Origin of the sequence: Sphingobacterium sp. UBA6317, from assembly GCF_002440385.1 — a bacterium.
Taxonomy (GTDB): Bacteria; Bacteroidota; Bacteroidia; order Sphingobacteriales; family Sphingobacteriaceae; genus Sphingobacterium; species Sphingobacterium multivorum.
This window is the reverse complement of the sequence record NZ_DJTD01000044.1, coordinates 58,891-73,747: the sequence shown is the minus strand read 5'-3', so window position 1 is coordinate 73,747 and position 14,857 is coordinate 58,891. Positions and strand designations below refer to the sequence as shown.

Genomic DNA, 14,857 nt, shown 5'->3' with positions numbered 1-14,857 from the left:
AACGAAAGTTAGGGCTTTTTTTGTTTCAGGGCAGGGTGCGAACGTACGACCTTTTAAGATATTAGTAGGTTCGATCCGTAGGAGGCTCAGGGGGGGTGTTTGGGGAAAGTGCGGCTGAGTCAATCCTGCCACCCCGATAAAATCCACTGGTAATCAGTGGCTTTTTCTATTTTTGGATATATTTCGGACAAATTTCCCTTGTTTTTTAAAGCTTGTAAAGTTAAGAAAAGTGGGATTCATGATACACGTACTTAAATATCCACCAATAGCACACGGTGCTGACCTAAACCTTAAACTTATTTTTCTCAGCGAAGGGTTTCTTCCAAAAATGCTTTCCAGAGGATAAAACCTCTTTCTGGATCGCTGTAGTCATGAAGGATGCGATTAAATCTTTCGGGAGTATGGTTTTCTAAGAAAGCCTGTCTACCTTTTTCACGAATAATCTGCAGATCTTTATCTATCATCGCAACAGCGTCTTTCAAGACGGTTTTATTTTTATCTGTGTGCCAGATATAAGTCGCCTCCTCCGTATCTAAGGTTTCAAGGATGATGTGGTACTGGCTCTCTCCGGATAGAAGAAATACAAATGCAAAGGGACTAAGCACGAATCTAATCTTCATAATACTGCTCTGGTGGTGATCGGCTAAGAATTGAACTTGACGAGAGTGTTTGTATTTTCGTAAATTAAGGATTTCAGAAAGTAACTCTTCGGCGTTTTGATATACAGTATCGCCATTCTGTAACTGATCTGAAGTCAAAATATTTTGTTTTTGCAAAGGTAGCTTGCCTAATAGTCCCTTGTTCAGAAACTGGAATTTCACACCTTCTACAATTTCTTTATTTATTCGTTCTATATCATCGGAAGTAGCGATTTGCGCGACCAGTTTTCCGTATTCAAATTCAGCGTTTAACTGAACGTTGATGTTTTTAGATTTCAGTATCTTGATAAAGTAAGGTTTTAATACCTCAAACTCAGGCCTAATCTCCAAATTTTCGATTTGAAATTCCAAAACCGTATGCATCTCTTCTACTTTATAAGTGAAGACCACATGGCCATAATGAAACGATAGATCCTCAATGGGTATCTTGGTACTTTTTTCTAAGGTAAATAAATGACCTATTTGAGACTGGTAATCCATCGTTGGTTCATCAAAAAGTGTAGCTTGTTTGGTGATTTTACGATAATAGATATTCCGTTTTAGAAACATCTTGTCTAGATAATCGATCTGTACATCCCGATAGTCGTATATAGTTGGATTGATCTCGGATCGCTGCACCCGACCGATGTATTGAATCAATTTTCCATGGAAAGCAAAGGGATAGGCCAAAAGTAGTGTGCTGATATGCTGAATATCCGAACCTTCGCCAAAATACTGACCTGTCGTAATTAGTACTTGAAAATTCCCTTCTGATAATGTTTTCCATTTCGCTTTCTTACTGCTGTCTGAATCATCTCCGCTGAGCGTTATGGTTTCATAATTTGATTTTAGCAATAGATTCAGCGTCTCGATATGTTCTTTTCTTTCGGTAATTATAACTGCCTTTTTTCCTTGGTTTAGCTCGGCGGATACATCGTTTACTATTAATCGGTTTCTTGCTGTATCATGAATTAGAATTTGGGAAAGTGTTTCGAAACTGTCGGTTTTAGAATTATAGGGAACATGGAGTGTGGTATTCCGTACGATGATATTTGCCCTTTTGTAATCTTCAATTTCCTCTGGTCGGATTTCTGTAATGATATCACCGAGATAGGTGAAGATCAATTTATCATCATTATATTTCCGAAAAGGAGTCGCTGTGAGACCGTAGCAATAAACACTGTTTAGTTTTCCGACGGTGGTACGATAAGATTCCGCCGGAATATGATGACACTCGTCGATTAAGATCGCGCCAAATTTGTCCTGAATTGTTTCAATATGTTTTGGAAGACTTTGTATCGTTGCAACGGTTATTTTATCAGCACCCAATTTTGCTTTTCCCTGGCCTATAATCCCAATTTCTTTCTTCGGTATCCCTAGGAATGATTCGATACGTTCTATCCATTGATCTAACAGCTGTTTACGATGCACGACAATAAGTGCAGGTTGTTGTTTGTCTGCAATAATCTTCAAGCCAATAACAGTTTTTCCTGTTCCTGGTGGAGCAACGATCACACCGAAATCCTTTTTTTCTACTGCGGCGACAGCATTGGTCTGATGCTTTCGCAATGCGGCATTAAAAGAGAATTGGATTGCCGGGAGTTCGTGTCTATTATCAACAAAGTCATGTGCTACCTGTGTTTCTCTGCAGAATCGCAGTATTTTCCCAATAAACCCTCTTGGGATGAGGATTTCATTTTCCGTTTCTTCAATTAATTTAAAAAATCTTGGCGTGTCGAAAGTGCTTCTCCCTGACTTTTTCTTGATGATAAAGGCTGAATTAGCAAAATTAAGTTGCTCCTTCAAAAAATTGATGAGTACAAATGGTATAGCGTGACTATTTATACGGATCGAATTGCTCAGGGCGATTTTAAGTTTTCCATCAACAACGGGTACATAGCTTTCTTTACTTCCTCTTGTTTGATTGAACAGCTCCTCTAGGTAATCCAAACTCACTCTTTTAATTTCTTTTAAATATGCAATTTGATCAGGAAATGGATCTATCGTTTTGGGATCGATAAAGGAACTGTTGCCATTCTGTACAGCAGGTGAAAATAAGGGCATTGCAATTAGATTTCCTAAACCTTTGCCAGACAGGTAATCTTGATTTGGAAACAAACGGTCAAAGCTGGAGCTTTTATCAAATGGCGAGAATGCACCGCATCCTTCTAAGATATGTATAAATAACTTACGACTTTTGGCTGCTGGATAAGGGCTTTCAAAGAAAATCCAGACATGTGCGCCATTGCCGGAACGGGACCGTTCAAGATAAGCAGGGATATTTTTAGCGGTACATGATTCGAGAAATTTCAAAGCCTGTTGTTGCCAATCGGATTTATCGAAATCAGCTACTAAAAACCAAGAAGTGTTATCTTGCAACAGTGGGTAAATTCCGATCTGCTGAAGGCCGTTAAGATGTTTCGTAATTTCTATTTCTGACAATGGCAGGTAGCTTTTGTGGGCATAGCTTTGAAAAGTACCGCCATTAGCTTTATGTAGTCGATAATGGTATGGGTCATAGCTATAGGCCGGCATGTACCCGCCTTTACTTCCCTTCTCCCAGCGTAAAGCAAATACGTCTTCGCGACCTCTAAAAAGGTTGAGAAGATAGATTATGTCCTCGTTAGTGAATTCCACTTGTTTTTATTTTGGTATTAAGATAAGTGAATTAGAATATACATCTTAAAAATATTAATAATCTGGAACACTTTCGTTTATTCAAAGTGACTATTGAGATTTGATATCAAGCGTTGTTTTTTGAATAATTGTTACTTATCTTTACCAATCGTGTTACGATAAGACCCATTTTTTAGGTCTTATCGTAACACAAAAGGTAATATGGCAGACAGCGTTTATATATCAGAACATCTTACGAAGCCCCAACTTGGGTTCTTAAAGTTGCTGGATGACTATGAAGTACAGTTGTTCAAATTCTCCGAAATTGAACAGTTGCTAGAACAAAAGTTTGACAACTTAAGTGAAATCTTAGAGAATCTAGTCGACAAGGAACTACTTGTGCGAATGGAAAAAGGTAAATTTTGCAAACAAGGTTTTCGGGACGAATATGTCATCGGTACTTTCGTCGCTGAAAATAGTGCTGTCGCGTATTGGTCTGCATTAAATTTGCACGGATTGACCGAACAATTTTCTAATACCGTTTTTATTCAGACGACTAATCAGAAAAACGACAAGTCAATCTTAGGTACTTCTTATAAATTCGTTAGGATAGCACCTAATAAAAAAACAGGAATAATAGACAATGGTTACGGTAACCTTCATTATCCGATAACCGATGTAGAGAAAACAATAGTCGATTGCTTTGACCTACCTCAACATTCTGGTGGCTATGCGGAACTGATTCGAGCAGTTAGTCAAGCGCAAATGCAACCCACTAAATTAGTCGAGTATTGCAAGGCTGTGAATAATATAGCGGTTACCAAACGAATTGGCTATTTGGTTGAACTTCTACAAATTACAGGCATGGATCCTTTTATAGATTTTGCCAAGATGCAGGTAAAAAATAAATATAATTTGTTTGATCCCCAGGGATTGGAAGAAGGTGAATTTGTCGCAGAATGGCGATTGCGATTGAATATCAGCCGGGAGGAATTGTTAGACATATCCAATAAACAATACTAGATGATACTGAAAAAGGAAATAGCAGAAAAAGCTTTGGAAAATGAAGTGTCCAGAAGTACCATCGAAAAGTTACTGAATCAGAAAGAGCTATTGACTAAGGAGTCAATTTCATAAAGGCATTATGGCAGAATCTCAAAATATTGAATACAAGCAGAGCTGGAGGGATGAATATCTCAAATGGATATGTGGCTTCGCAAATGCAAATGGTGGTACTATTTTCATTGGTAAGGATGATGGCGGCAAGACTGTTGGTGTAGCTGATGCTAAGAAATTGTTGGAGGATATTCCGAACAAGGTGCGTGATGTATTGGGTATTTTGGTTGATGTAAATCTGCATGAGACTGTTGAAGGGGATTTCTTAGAGATTATTGTGGAGCCTTATCCTAATGCTGTAAATTATAAAGGTCAATATCACTATCGAAGCGGTAGCACAAAACAGGAAATGAAAGGTGCTACGTTGGATAAGTTTTTATTACAAAAGAAAGGTGTTCGTTGGGATGGAGCTGCTGTTCCTCGAGTATCCGTTGATGATCTAAAGAAAGAAACGTTTGTTTTTTTTCGTCAACGTGGTTTTAAGAATAAGCGTTTGTCTGAAGACAGTTTGATTGACCGTGACGAGCATTTACTTGAAAACTTGAAGTTGATTGAGAATGGTTATTTGAAACGAGCTGCTATTTTGTTGTTTCATCCTGATCCGGAAAAGTATATGACGGGAGCTTATGTGAAGATTGGTTATTTTGAAGGGGAAACGGATTTGATATTTTAGGATGAGGTTCATGGGAACTTATTTGAACAGGTTGAAAGGACCATCGATCTTTTATTTACGAAGTATATCAAAGCGCTAATTAGCTATGATGGGATCCATCGTAATGAAACTTATGAATATCCTAAAGAAGCTGTACGTGAGGCTTTATTAAACGCCATCGCTCATAAAGATTATTCGGGATTAACTCCTATTCAGATTCGTGTATACCCTGATAAGCTTATGATCTGGAATGAGGGACATCTTCCGGAAAATTGGACCGTGAGTAACTTATTAAAGAGTCATTCTTCGAGGCCCTATAATCCTGATATAGCAAATGCATTTTTTCGTAGTGGCTATGTGGAATCCTGGGGCCGTGGCATTAGTAAGATGACAGAGCAGTGTTTGGCTGAAGGATTGCCTGAGCCAAGTTACTTGGTTGAGGGATCAGATTTCTGGGTTGTATTTAAGAAGGATATTTATAATACGGAGTATCTTGAATCGCTTGGTTTGAATAGCCGACAGGTGAAGGCTGTTTTATTTACAAAGAACAAAGGAAAGATTACGAATAGTGATTATCAGAAATTGGCAGGTGTTTCTAGAGAAACATCTACTCGAGATATCAAGGAGTTGATTGATAAAAAATTATTTAAATCTAGTGGAATTAAAGGTGCAGGAGCTTATTATACCTTAAATTGAATTGCGTCATGAATTGCGTCAATTGCGTCAAACTGGGGCTTTTGAGAATAGTAAAGTAAAAGCAATATAGAGAAAATTTTCACTAGTTTGTACCAGCATTACTGTTGAACCCATGGTTTGCCGATAAAACAATAGTGTAATGATTGCACCTAAAACCTCAGAAAATGTTAGATGTCCGCTACGGCTACGCTTCGCAGTTTAAACAAGAACGCGGAATCAAATCCGGATCTAAAAGATTGGAGAAAAAGACTAAAAGCTTACTATCAAAGAGTTAATCTTTCTTCCTAACATCAAATACTATCTTCGCTCGTTCAGGATCTTCATGTGGATTGGAAATCTCGATCTTGCCCATATCTGCCAATTCTTTCAATCGATAAAAGAGAAAAAGATCGCCTACGGAACTATCATAGAATTCATCCCATATATCACAAAGTGTATAGCCAACAATCAATGCCGACCTTTGAGGTGTCTCGTTGCACCTTTTCAAAAGATATGCATCAAAAAATGTCTCATCGCCAGCTAAATGTTTCCCTGAATCATCAAATAGATTAACTACTGCATCATTCGAACGAATATGCGACCAAAGTGATGAATAGGATTGAATATCATCTTCACTTAACTTTTCAAAGTGTTTAGCAGCCTCCACAATATTGTCTTCTCGCATCACCTGTAAGGAACGGAGATTTAGCTTTTCTCCTTTCTCGTTCCTAAAATTCATATGATGGAAATTGAGTTTATGAATAGGTGTCGAAGATTCTTTCAAGTGGGAGAGTAAACGTGCTATAATGATCTTTTCGTTGGCATCGTCACCAAGCCATAAGTAAATATGGCGATACCGATCGGAAGAAGAGATTACCTTTTTCAAAAGCGCTAGATTGTCATCTACAAAATTATTGCTCCCCTCAGACTGGATAGAACCAAAAACGTTAGTCCACCATGCCTTCCTGCTCTCAATAGCTTCCGCATCGCCCAAATCACATAGAGGTCCGAGACTAAGTGCTTCGGTAAAACCTAAAATTTCACCTTTCTCTACATCGATTAATTTGCTCTGAATGAGTGTAGCATTTCCGGAGAAACCAAAAGTGATGTGCAGATCCTTTTTAGACATGAATACCTACTTATCCTTCAACAACCTCTCCAAATACTCCACCTTAGATTTTTCGGCTTCCAAAAGGCGCTCGTAAAGCTTTTTGTTTTCCTCGTAAGCTTCGATCAGTTTGTCAGCAGGGTTAAAGGTAAATGTTGGACTGGTGCTATATGCGCCAGCACCACTATTATCATGGAAATTATTGAAATAGTTGAACACAGCCTCTTCACTAAAATTCTCAATAGCTTGTGGAGTAACCCCTAATGCTTCAGCAACTTGAATCAATAGATTTGCTTCAATCTCGGCATTGCGCTCCATATTTGATACAGCTTGTTGGCTTATACCCAATTCGAATGCTAAAGCTTCCTGCTTCATACCACGCAGTTCACGAATGCGGCTGATTTTTCTTCCTATATGGTTTGTCGTGTTGGTTGTACTCATAAATCCAAAGTTAACAAATTATTCATCGTTCAAGATACGAAATATCTTCATATGGTACAAAACAAGGATAGCGTTGTACGATACAAGGGCTATTGGTTTTATACAAGCTGTTTTGGTTCGGTACGTGGATGATGCTGTGTTCATTTGTGTAAACCCAAATAAATTGATGAAGAAGAAAAAGAATCCCAAGGTTGTAACCGTGGACATGTATCACAAGTATGCTGAAATCGATGAAATGTATTCCAGTAAAGTCAGAGAGATAAAATTGGATATTCCATCAAATCTCAGAATGTTGTGTGCCATACTGGATGTCAAGCTCGAGAAACTGTTAACCGATTTTATGTGGATGTTAAGTTATTCCCATCATAATTCAGCTACACCTAAACAACGAAAAGCAGCAAATAAGTTCTTTATCAACTGCAAGTATGGCCAGCCTCTGTATGCTAAAAATCAGGTCAAGCAGATGTTTGATGAATTAAAGGCTGAACGAGAAATTTATGAAACCATAGACGGGATGGATCACGAGGATAAGAAGCTATTTTGGAAAAATAATCATATGTATAAGCAGCACTGGTTTAAACGCTGGTTTGAAAAGAATAGACACACGGGTGATATTTCTGTACTTCAAGAATACTAACTAAAAAATCATGAATGATTTTAACGCCTTAATTATACAAACCCGTTGTAAGGTTATACTTGCACATGGCGAACAACCATCTTTCTCTATCAACGAAAGCGGAGAAAAGGCGAATTGGGTAAATACAGCTATCCTCAACGATCAATTAGTCGTATACACAAAGCCTGAATATTACGGTTACCTGCTGCTACATGATTATTATCCGCAGATAACAATTACCTATAAAACATTGACAGGATTGCAGATGCTGGATAGGTGTTTTGTAGAGTCTGATGGAACGCTCAAATTACAGAAGTTAGGCATGATCGTCAGAGAAGGGTGCATAAATATATCTGTAGATGCTTTTTTAATCGACTGTACCGTGATAAAAAATGGGTATGCAAAAATCTCCGGCGAAACAATCATCTCGTATGTTTTGGTGCATCAAATAAGTAAGTGTCTATGATGGATCAGAACTGGAAGCTTCGGGAGGAAATGTGCATGCCCACGACGCGGCCAACGTATCGATATGGTTTGAAGATGAGCTTGAATTTGGACTGTACGGACAAAGCAGTATGGAGTACAGGGGTAATCCGAGAATGAAAATATTGCAGTTAGATGAAGGCTGTGCATTAAGACAAATCAATGTCGGTGATAAAATAAAAATTAAAAATTGTCGGTTATGAATAATGCTTATATAAAAATCCGGAAGATGAGTGGGACATTCGATGGTATCTAATTGAAGGAGGAATACTTGAATCCATTCAATATGGCACTTATGAATCTTTCAAGAAAAAGCTATGGGACATCCTTGTTATTCTCACATCTCAAAACAATACAGAAGAAACAAAAAAAGAATATATAATTGATCGTTTAGATAACATCGTCTTAATGGTTAAGGGATGTCATTATTTTTTGCATCATAAAAAGCGATTAAAGTATGAAGAGGATTGGATAGATATCCAATGGCTACCAAATCCTTATCGCTGTTTAGAAAAATATCGACCTCGCGAAGACGAAAAGCTCAATCATCATGTAGCGCATTTCGATTATAATTTCACTCAGCTAACACGAGAAGAGATTCAAAATTTTGTGATCGCATTTGAGAATTTTTTCTCCGAAATGGATCTGTCTTCTTGGCTGAACTTATTAGATGATTGGAAAAGATGTATAAATGAGAAGGAATCCATCTTCGAAAGTTGTGGCGAATACGCATCTTTAAAAACTTACGAACAACTCTTAAAACTACGTGAAGCTTGTTATGTCGCTTACCACTGGGCAGCGATTAGTTATCCACCACCAAACAAACACTTAATAGTTGATTATTTAGGATCGGATTATATAAATGGCTATCAAAGTGCAAACCCTTTCGAAATGACTGGTGAGGTTTTCTATGAACAAAGTTACAGTAACATTAGACAAAGTATTTTGTATTTATATCCCACATGTTCTTGTGAAAGAGGTGCCATAGTATTGACTTCTCGTGACCTGCGATATGTTTTAAGGTGGTTGCTCCAAGCCGGATGGATGTTTTTACAAACAGATTATTTTCCTGAAAACTGGCTTGACCCTGACAAAATAGACTTTTTGCGCTGTCCTATTCCAGAAGCCGATATAGCAACTTGGAAGCCGAAGAGCTTAAGCAAGAAAGGAAAAAGAAACATTCCAAAGACTTTGTCGAAATTATTTTATGGCGTTGATGTACGTGACGAAATATACAGGGTTGAATGTAGGATGATGACTTATCTAGAGGATAAATATTCCGAAAAATATACAGATTTGAACAAAGAGCAAATTATCACAAGAGAACGGCTACTGAAAGTTTTGGATGTGCTAACCCTCATCGTTTTGGATCTGCGAAAACGTAGAACCAAGAAGGAAGGTATATGCAATCCGCCAATATTCGATCATGACAAGTAGACAGAATTACTAAAAGTTGAAAATGAAACCGAACCTTTATAAGTTATGGGAATTACAAATAAAAATGATCAGACTGATTTAAATAGCATCATTCTGATTCTAGCGAGCAAATACAATATCGATCGGATATTCCTGAACACTTACTATGCGGTTGATGTTCCTTTCTACGAGTTGGTTATTCTATTATCTAACAAGGAGCATAAATCTGTCGGCGAACTAGATCCACAGATTAGAATGTCCTTAAAGGATTTCCCGAAGTTTCATCATGTCACTTTGATAGCGTTTCAGGTAAAAAGTAAGCTTATTGATGGGAACTTATATTTACATATGACCTGTCACCCAGACAAACTTATTTATCAAAATCCATCGTCAAGATTCGAGCTATACCCTGAAGGGCATTCCATCGAAAATACTCTGGAGTCGGTAAACGAATTATTTGCGCGTGAAAATCATAAAATTAATGAGTTTAAAGAAGGATACTATTATTTCAAGGAACGAGATTCGCTGTCGCATGCAGGATTTATGCTGCATCAGGTATTTGAGTTGCGGTATAGATGCATGGAGATTATGGTCATGGGAAAGGAGCGCGCAACGCACTCCATCAGGTCTCACCATCGTTATCTTGTTAGAATAGCACCGTCACTAGCCACTATATTTAAAGAAGGCAAGCCAGAAGATGAAATTATGCTTCAATTTTTAGAGGGGGTATATCGGGCGGCACGCTATGAAGATGATTTTGACGTGGATCTTGATATTCTACTGAAGCTGGAAGAACGGATGGAAAACTTCATGCAGATCACAGACACGATGTTTGAGGATTCCGTGACGAATTTTAAAAACTACTCTTTTGAGGTCGATAATCCGAAAGAGAAATTAGAAGATCGTGTTGAAAGTCAAGAAAAGTCGCTACGAAGCATTTCTAATAACGATACTATGATGCCAGAATATGATGTCTACAAAAGCGCTGCTGATAAGAAGTTGGAATTGATTATTACTTGTTTGAAGAATACAATTGACATACAAGGCATTTATCTAGTTGGTCAGCGAACTAGATCATTTGTCATCAATGGCATTAATAAACCTTCAAATACTGACATTTATGATTACTACTTCGATTTGTTAATTGTTAGCGAAAACGATATTCGTGAAACAATAGGTAATATTCAAGCATCGATAAATAAAGAATTGGAAGTTTCCGTTTTATTCCTTTCTTTCACTCGAGATCAAATACAGAAACAGTTGGACAAAAATAGTCCATTCTTTCATCGGTCTTTGCAATATGTGGATCCGCTTTATGGTATGGAGATCAATTTATTGAAGTGGGAATTTCATGAACACAATGGAAAGCGTACTCAAGACGAAATGAAAGAGGCGAAGACAAAATGGTACCAAAGAGAAAATAACGCAAGTGGTTTCTACAATGGAGGTAAAGCGATAGATCAATCCGAAGAGGTTGAAATTAAAGTGCTTCTTTATAATCAAGCTATTGAACAAGCATGTCTGGGGCTACTAGAATATTTTTATGACTATACGCCATACCAATACAATCTAAAACATTTGTTCAGTTTGTGTGCTAGTTTATGGCAATTTCCAAACGATATCTTTCCTCGTAATACCGAAGAAGAAAAATCGCTATTCGATGAATTTGCGCAAACTGTAAAAGATACGCGATATCAGGGTTGGTCCATGGTCGGTAGGGATGAAGCTTATCGTTACGACGAACGATGTGAGCGGTTTCTTAAAGAATGTATAAAGCTTGTTCGAAGTCTTTTGTTTCTCGCTTTCTTTCTGTTTTTTAACATTATATCCTTGTAAACCCGCTGTTAAACAGTTAAATTGCTTGAAATTTATTGTCAATTAGAATATAAACATAAATAATATGAACAGAAAAGCGGCATTTCTTTTAGGAATTTTGGCCTCTTGTGCATTACCGCAAGTAACCTTTGCTAAACATTCAATCGGAGAATCCATCCATTATCAACAAGACGTAGAAGGCAAAGAGCTGATTGGTCGATGGGACATCGAAGTTGATATTAATGGTACCCCTGCACCATCTTGGTTGGAGGTAAAATTGTCGGGCTATAGAACTTTAGTCGGTCATTATGTGAGTACTTCCGGAAGTGCTCGGCCAGTTTCGCAGGTGTTTTATGAGAAAGGAAAGTTTAGATTTGCTATCCCACCTCAATGGGAAGGCGGAAAGATGAATCTAAGTGTTGAAGGCGAGGTTGTAAACGGTGTATTGCAAGGGACAATAACAGAGCCTGATGGGAAAACATATCGCTTTAAAGGTGTTCGTGCTCCGGAGCTGAAGCGAACAGCTGCAGTAAAATGGGGGAAGCCCAATCAGCTGTTCAACGGCAAGGATCTGTCAGGATGGAAAGCTACCGGTAAAACGAATCAGTGGGTGGTGAAAAACGGAATTTTGACTAGCCCGCAATCTGGTTCTAATTTGGTCTCTGAGCAAAAATTTGAAGATTTTAAATTACATGTTGAATTTAAAATTCCAGCAGGAAGTAATAGTGGTGTCTATTTAAGAGGCCGTTATGAGGTTCAGATAGAAGATAGTCCAAAAGACGCACATCCTAATGCCGTACTTTTTGCGGGCGTCTATGGTTTCCTTGCAGCAAATGAGATGGTGAACAAAGGGGCCGGAGAATGGCAGACCTATGATATTACATTGGTAGGGCGTCTAGTGACGGTTGTGGCAAACGGAAAGACTGTTATCAGTAACCAAGAAATCCCTGGTATAACGGGCGGTGCTTTGGATAGTAAAGAGGCAGAGCCGGGACCAATTTATTTCCAAGGGGATCATGGTCCCGTGGAATTCCGAAAAGTGATTATTACTCCAGCTATTAAATAGCATAACATGATACAAAGGCTATCTGAAAAGGTAGCCTTTTTAAATCCCTATGACAACGACTACAATATCTTCATTCTGGTAGGAGGTGTAATAGCGCTCAATGGAGCCATGAGCCTTGTACTCTTGCAACTCTTCAAAAACCATTTTTTTTAACATTCCTTTTCCCTTGCCATGAATAAATTTTATTTCGTTCATTTCCCAATAAATAGCTGCGTCTAGATTAGATCGCATAAAATCCATGGATTCTTGTAAGAGCTCCTCTGGCGAATAATCTTCCCAATCTTCAAGGAAAGTATCGGTGTGTAAGTCTACGATAGCTGGTGGTTTGCGCATTTCTCAATATTTTACAATGCTGCAAAAGTATAATAAAACGGCGACTTAATAGGTTAAGTCACCAACAAAATCAATCGCTTGGGCAAATTTTTCATACCATTTTTTGATAATAGCTGCAATTTCATACTCTTCCTCATCGGCATGGTTGAGCATGAGTAACTCGATCGATTGGAGTAGCTGTTTGAGATCTAGAAAATAACCGTCGAAATCCCGGAACGCAGACACAGTATCCCGAATTAGCAGCATGGAATCATGTCGAAGTGTAATCATATCATGACGTGAAGATATTCGGTCCAGCAACCATTCCTTTTGGAAATTGGAGTCAATATGTCTGTTGCAAGCCTGATTAAAAAGCAATTCAAATTCAACAATTTGATGTTTCAGGTCATATATAGCTTTTTGGAGCTCTTCAAAAGTACTGATGATCTTTTCTTGGGTCTCCATGTTTTTTGATATAATTGCCATGATATTTTACTTAAAAATGTATGCGCTTGGTTTTTAGTTATTTAAATAAAAGCATGTAAGGTATATACAAATAGTTCAGCCGAATGTTTTACATTTCTAAAATTCGGTTATGATTTTTGTATATAAAAGAAGAGACTGAGCTTAAAACGGAACTGAGTTTTTTTGGTTTTTGGTCCCGTTTTCAAATCGTAGATTTTTTTTGAAACCTAATTTATTTAATACTATTTAATTTTAAGTATATTTAATATGCTGTATTGCAGCCAATGCAGTGTAAATGTATTAACTATGTTAGCATCTAGTTTTGTTGATTTCTTTAAGAAGAGGATGTCCTATGTCCTTTTTTTAGCATTGCTATTGGTATGCAGCTTGCCCATGTGTCATGGCCAATATAAGCTGAAAGATTCTACAAAATTTATAAACGATCAGTTGCCCAGGTATCTCGGAAGAATGGGGAAGATTAAGTCTAGAAATTATCCCCTAGGTGGTCGTGAAGCAATCTTGCGAATATTACTGAAAGACTATTACGTGTATAGATTGGTGTCAGGAGAGGATAGTATGGATAGGGAACGTTATCCTGCTTTATGGAATTCTCTTTCGATACAAACATTTAAAACGCTAAATACGCGTGATATGTTTAGTTACTGTATGCTTGCACCTGAGTTTGAGATGCAAAATTGTGGTTCCTTGGGGCGCTTGAAAGGTCAATACATATTTGGAGTCTATTATCGAGGGGACATACCGCTGGAATATTGGAGCAATAGACAGTTGGTTGCTTTGCATGGAAGTAGAGATTCTGTTGTACGATATATGGACCAGATGTGGCCTACACTCGATTTCATTGGTGAGAATACCAAAGATTTAGCGGTTGAATTGATGATGTGGGAGTTGATACCAAAGGTGTTGGATAAGTTGGTTCTGGCGCCAACGGACAATGATCTGTATGCTCTATTGGTACAAATAATGATGCGTCTGAAATTCAAACCTTTTGAAGATTCTGCTATTTATGAGCAATTGTATGGTCCGACATCTTATATAGGAAGTCGAATTGAAAGCAATGCAGAAAATCGGAATGACATCATGAAACTCGCGCGGGAATGTTTTGAAACGCTAAATACATCGCCTGGCTTCCAATTGCCAACTTATATTAAACGGGAGCGTTTCTTAGACCCTCCTTCTTCAAGGGAGATGTCAGGTGGCATGAGTACCTCAAAAGGACCAGATTGGAAGTGGAAAAAAGTAGAGGTACATCATTATAAGCTAAAGTTGTAGATCTTTGTCTAGAAGCAAAATTTACCATGAAGGTAAAGTATCTTTTTAACTGTAGTCTTTTCTAAAGCTTATACTAGTTTGACCATAAGTAGGGGAGTAGGTTATTTCCTTTTTTTTTACGTTATTCGCGTAAACGAAAAATAGCTTA

The 14,857-nt window shown here is 37.9% G+C and carries 14 protein-coding genes; 9 read left to right on the top strand and 5 right to left on the bottom strand.

Annotated elements, in window-relative coordinates:
• Nucleotides 1–305: 305 nt before the first annotated feature.
• On the bottom strand, nt 306–3,275 hold the full coding sequence (locus tag B3E92_RS14550) for a DEAD/DEAH box helicase (protein ID WP_070563020.1): 2,970 nt from the start codon (nt 3,273–3,275) through the stop codon (nt 306–308).
• 201 nt (nt 3,276–3,476) lie between these two features.
• Between B3E92_RS14550 and B3E92_RS14545 the strand changes: the two genes are divergently transcribed.
• The 3 genes from B3E92_RS14545 (at nt 3,477) to B3E92_RS14535 (ending at nt 5,718) form a co-directional block, all read left to right on the top strand.
• Nucleotides 3,477–4,277, top strand: coding sequence for a type IV toxin-antitoxin system AbiEi family antitoxin domain-containing protein (locus B3E92_RS14545; protein WP_070563017.1), 801 nt, complete (start codon nt 3,477–3,479; stop codon nt 4,275–4,277).
• 121 nt (nt 4,278–4,398) lie between these two features.
• Nucleotides 4,399–5,043 carry a helix-turn-helix domain-containing protein gene (locus B3E92_RS14540; RefSeq protein ID WP_286852041.1) on the top strand — a complete coding sequence of 215 codons (645 nt, stop codon included), beginning with the start codon at nt 4,399–4,401 and terminating at the stop codon, nt 5,041–5,043.
• Nucleotides 5,044–5,085: 42 nt separating this feature from the next.
• On the top strand, nt 5,086–5,718 hold the full coding sequence (locus B3E92_RS14535; RefSeq protein WP_312352361.1) for an ATP-binding protein: 633 nt from the start codon (nt 5,086–5,088) through the stop codon (nt 5,716–5,718).
• Between the two features lie 271 nt (nt 5,719–5,989).
• On the opposite strand, the gene B3E92_RS14530 is transcribed toward B3E92_RS14535, so the two are convergent.
• Both B3E92_RS14530 and B3E92_RS14525 read right to left on the bottom strand, forming a co-directional pair.
• Nucleotides 5,990–6,826, bottom strand: coding sequence for a DUF1835 domain-containing protein (locus B3E92_RS14530; RefSeq protein ID WP_070563009.1), 837 nt, complete (start codon nt 6,824–6,826; stop codon nt 5,990–5,992).
• Nucleotides 6,827–6,832: 6 nt separating this feature from the next.
• A complete protein-coding gene (locus B3E92_RS14525) occupies nt 6,833–7,246 on the bottom strand; it encodes a helix-turn-helix domain-containing protein (RefSeq protein WP_070563006.1) in 414 nt (137 codons plus the stop codon).
• Nucleotides 7,247–7,412: 166 nt separating this feature from the next.
• On the opposite strand from B3E92_RS14525, the gene B3E92_RS14520 reads away from it, so the two are divergent.
• From B3E92_RS14520 to B3E92_RS14500, 5 genes are all read left to right on the top strand, one after another.
• On the top strand, nt 7,413–7,883 hold the full coding sequence (locus B3E92_RS14520) for a hypothetical protein (protein WP_286852040.1): 471 nt from the start codon (nt 7,413–7,415) through the stop codon (nt 7,881–7,883).
• A 10-nt stretch (nt 7,884–7,893) separates the two neighbouring features.
• Nucleotides 7,894–8,328 carry a GIN domain-containing protein gene (locus tag B3E92_RS14515; RefSeq protein ID WP_286852039.1) on the top strand — a complete coding sequence of 145 codons (435 nt, stop codon included), beginning with the start codon at nt 7,894–7,896 and terminating at the stop codon, nt 8,326–8,328.
• A 425-nt stretch (nt 8,329–8,753) separates the two neighbouring features.
• The gene (locus B3E92_RS14510) at nt 8,754–9,782 is read left to right on the top strand and encodes a hypothetical protein (protein ID WP_201638562.1); all 1,029 of its coding nucleotides are present in this window, start codon (nt 8,754–8,756) and stop codon (nt 9,780–9,782) included.
• A 45-nt stretch (nt 9,783–9,827) separates the two neighbouring features.
• Complete coding sequence (locus B3E92_RS14505; protein WP_070562996.1) at nt 9,828–11,597, top strand: hypothetical protein; 1,770 nt, start codon at nt 9,828–9,830, stop codon at nt 11,595–11,597.
• A gap of 64 nt (nt 11,598–11,661) precedes the next feature.
• Nucleotides 11,662–12,642 (top strand): 3-keto-disaccharide hydrolase, encoded by a 981-nt coding sequence (locus tag B3E92_RS14500; protein WP_070562993.1) that lies wholly within the window; start codon nt 11,662–11,664, stop codon nt 12,640–12,642.
• 39 nt (nt 12,643–12,681) lie between these two features.
• Here B3E92_RS14500 and B3E92_RS14495 read toward each other — a convergent pair whose 3' ends face one another.
• Together B3E92_RS14495 and B3E92_RS14490 are read right to left on the bottom strand one after the other, a co-directional pair.
• Nucleotides 12,682–12,975, bottom strand: coding sequence for a Smr/MutS family protein (locus B3E92_RS14495; protein ID WP_070562992.1), 294 nt, complete (start codon nt 12,973–12,975; stop codon nt 12,682–12,684).
• A gap of 45 nt (nt 12,976–13,020) precedes the next feature.
• Entirely contained in the window at nt 13,021–13,440 is a 420-nt protein-coding gene (locus tag B3E92_RS14490) for a hypothetical protein (RefSeq protein ID WP_070562989.1), read from the bottom strand.
• A 285-nt stretch (nt 13,441–13,725) separates the two neighbouring features.
• Between B3E92_RS14490 and B3E92_RS14485 the strand changes: the two genes are divergently transcribed.
• Entirely contained in the window at nt 13,726–14,709 is a 984-nt protein-coding gene (locus B3E92_RS14485) for a hypothetical protein (RefSeq protein ID WP_286897370.1), read from the top strand.
• The last annotated feature ends 148 nt before the right edge of the window (nt 14,710–14,857 follow it).

Bases quoted from the DNA above. Each gene is read 5' to 3' on its own strand.
- B3E92_RS14545 (WP_070563017.1), top strand. From the start codon at position 3,477: ATGGCAGACAGCGTTTATATATCAGAACATCTTACGAAGCCCCAACTT.
- B3E92_RS14540 (WP_286852041.1), top strand. From the start codon at position 4,399: ATGGCAGAATCTCAAAATATTGAATACAAGCAGAGCTGGAGGGATGAA.
- B3E92_RS14530 (WP_070563009.1), bottom strand. From the start codon at position 6,826: ATGTCTAAAAAGGATCTGCACATCACTTTTGGTTTCTCCGGAAATGCT.
- B3E92_RS14525 (WP_070563006.1), bottom strand. From the start codon at position 7,246: ATGAGTACAACCAACACGACAAACCATATAGGAAGAAAAATCAGCCGC.
- B3E92_RS14520 (WP_286852040.1), top strand. From the start codon at position 7,413: ATGAAGAAGAAAAAGAATCCCAAGGTTGTAACCGTGGACATGTATCAC.
- B3E92_RS14515 (WP_286852039.1), top strand. From the start codon at position 7,894: ATGAATGATTTTAACGCCTTAATTATACAAACCCGTTGTAAGGTTATA.
- B3E92_RS14510 (WP_201638562.1), top strand. From the start codon at position 8,754: ATGGTTAAGGGATGTCATTATTTTTTGCATCATAAAAAGCGATTAAAG.
- B3E92_RS14505 (WP_070562996.1), top strand. From the start codon at position 9,828: ATGGGAATTACAAATAAAAATGATCAGACTGATTTAAATAGCATCATT.
- B3E92_RS14500 (WP_070562993.1), top strand. From the start codon at position 11,662: ATGAACAGAAAAGCGGCATTTCTTTTAGGAATTTTGGCCTCTTGTGCA.
- B3E92_RS14495 (WP_070562992.1), bottom strand. From the start codon at position 12,975: ATGCGCAAACCACCAGCTATCGTAGACTTACACACCGATACTTTCCTT.
- B3E92_RS14490 (WP_070562989.1), bottom strand. From the start codon at position 13,440: ATGGCAATTATATCAAAAAACATGGAGACCCAAGAAAAGATCATCAGT.
- B3E92_RS14485 (WP_286897370.1), top strand. From the start codon at position 13,726: ATGTTAGCATCTAGTTTTGTTGATTTCTTTAAGAAGAGGATGTCCTAT.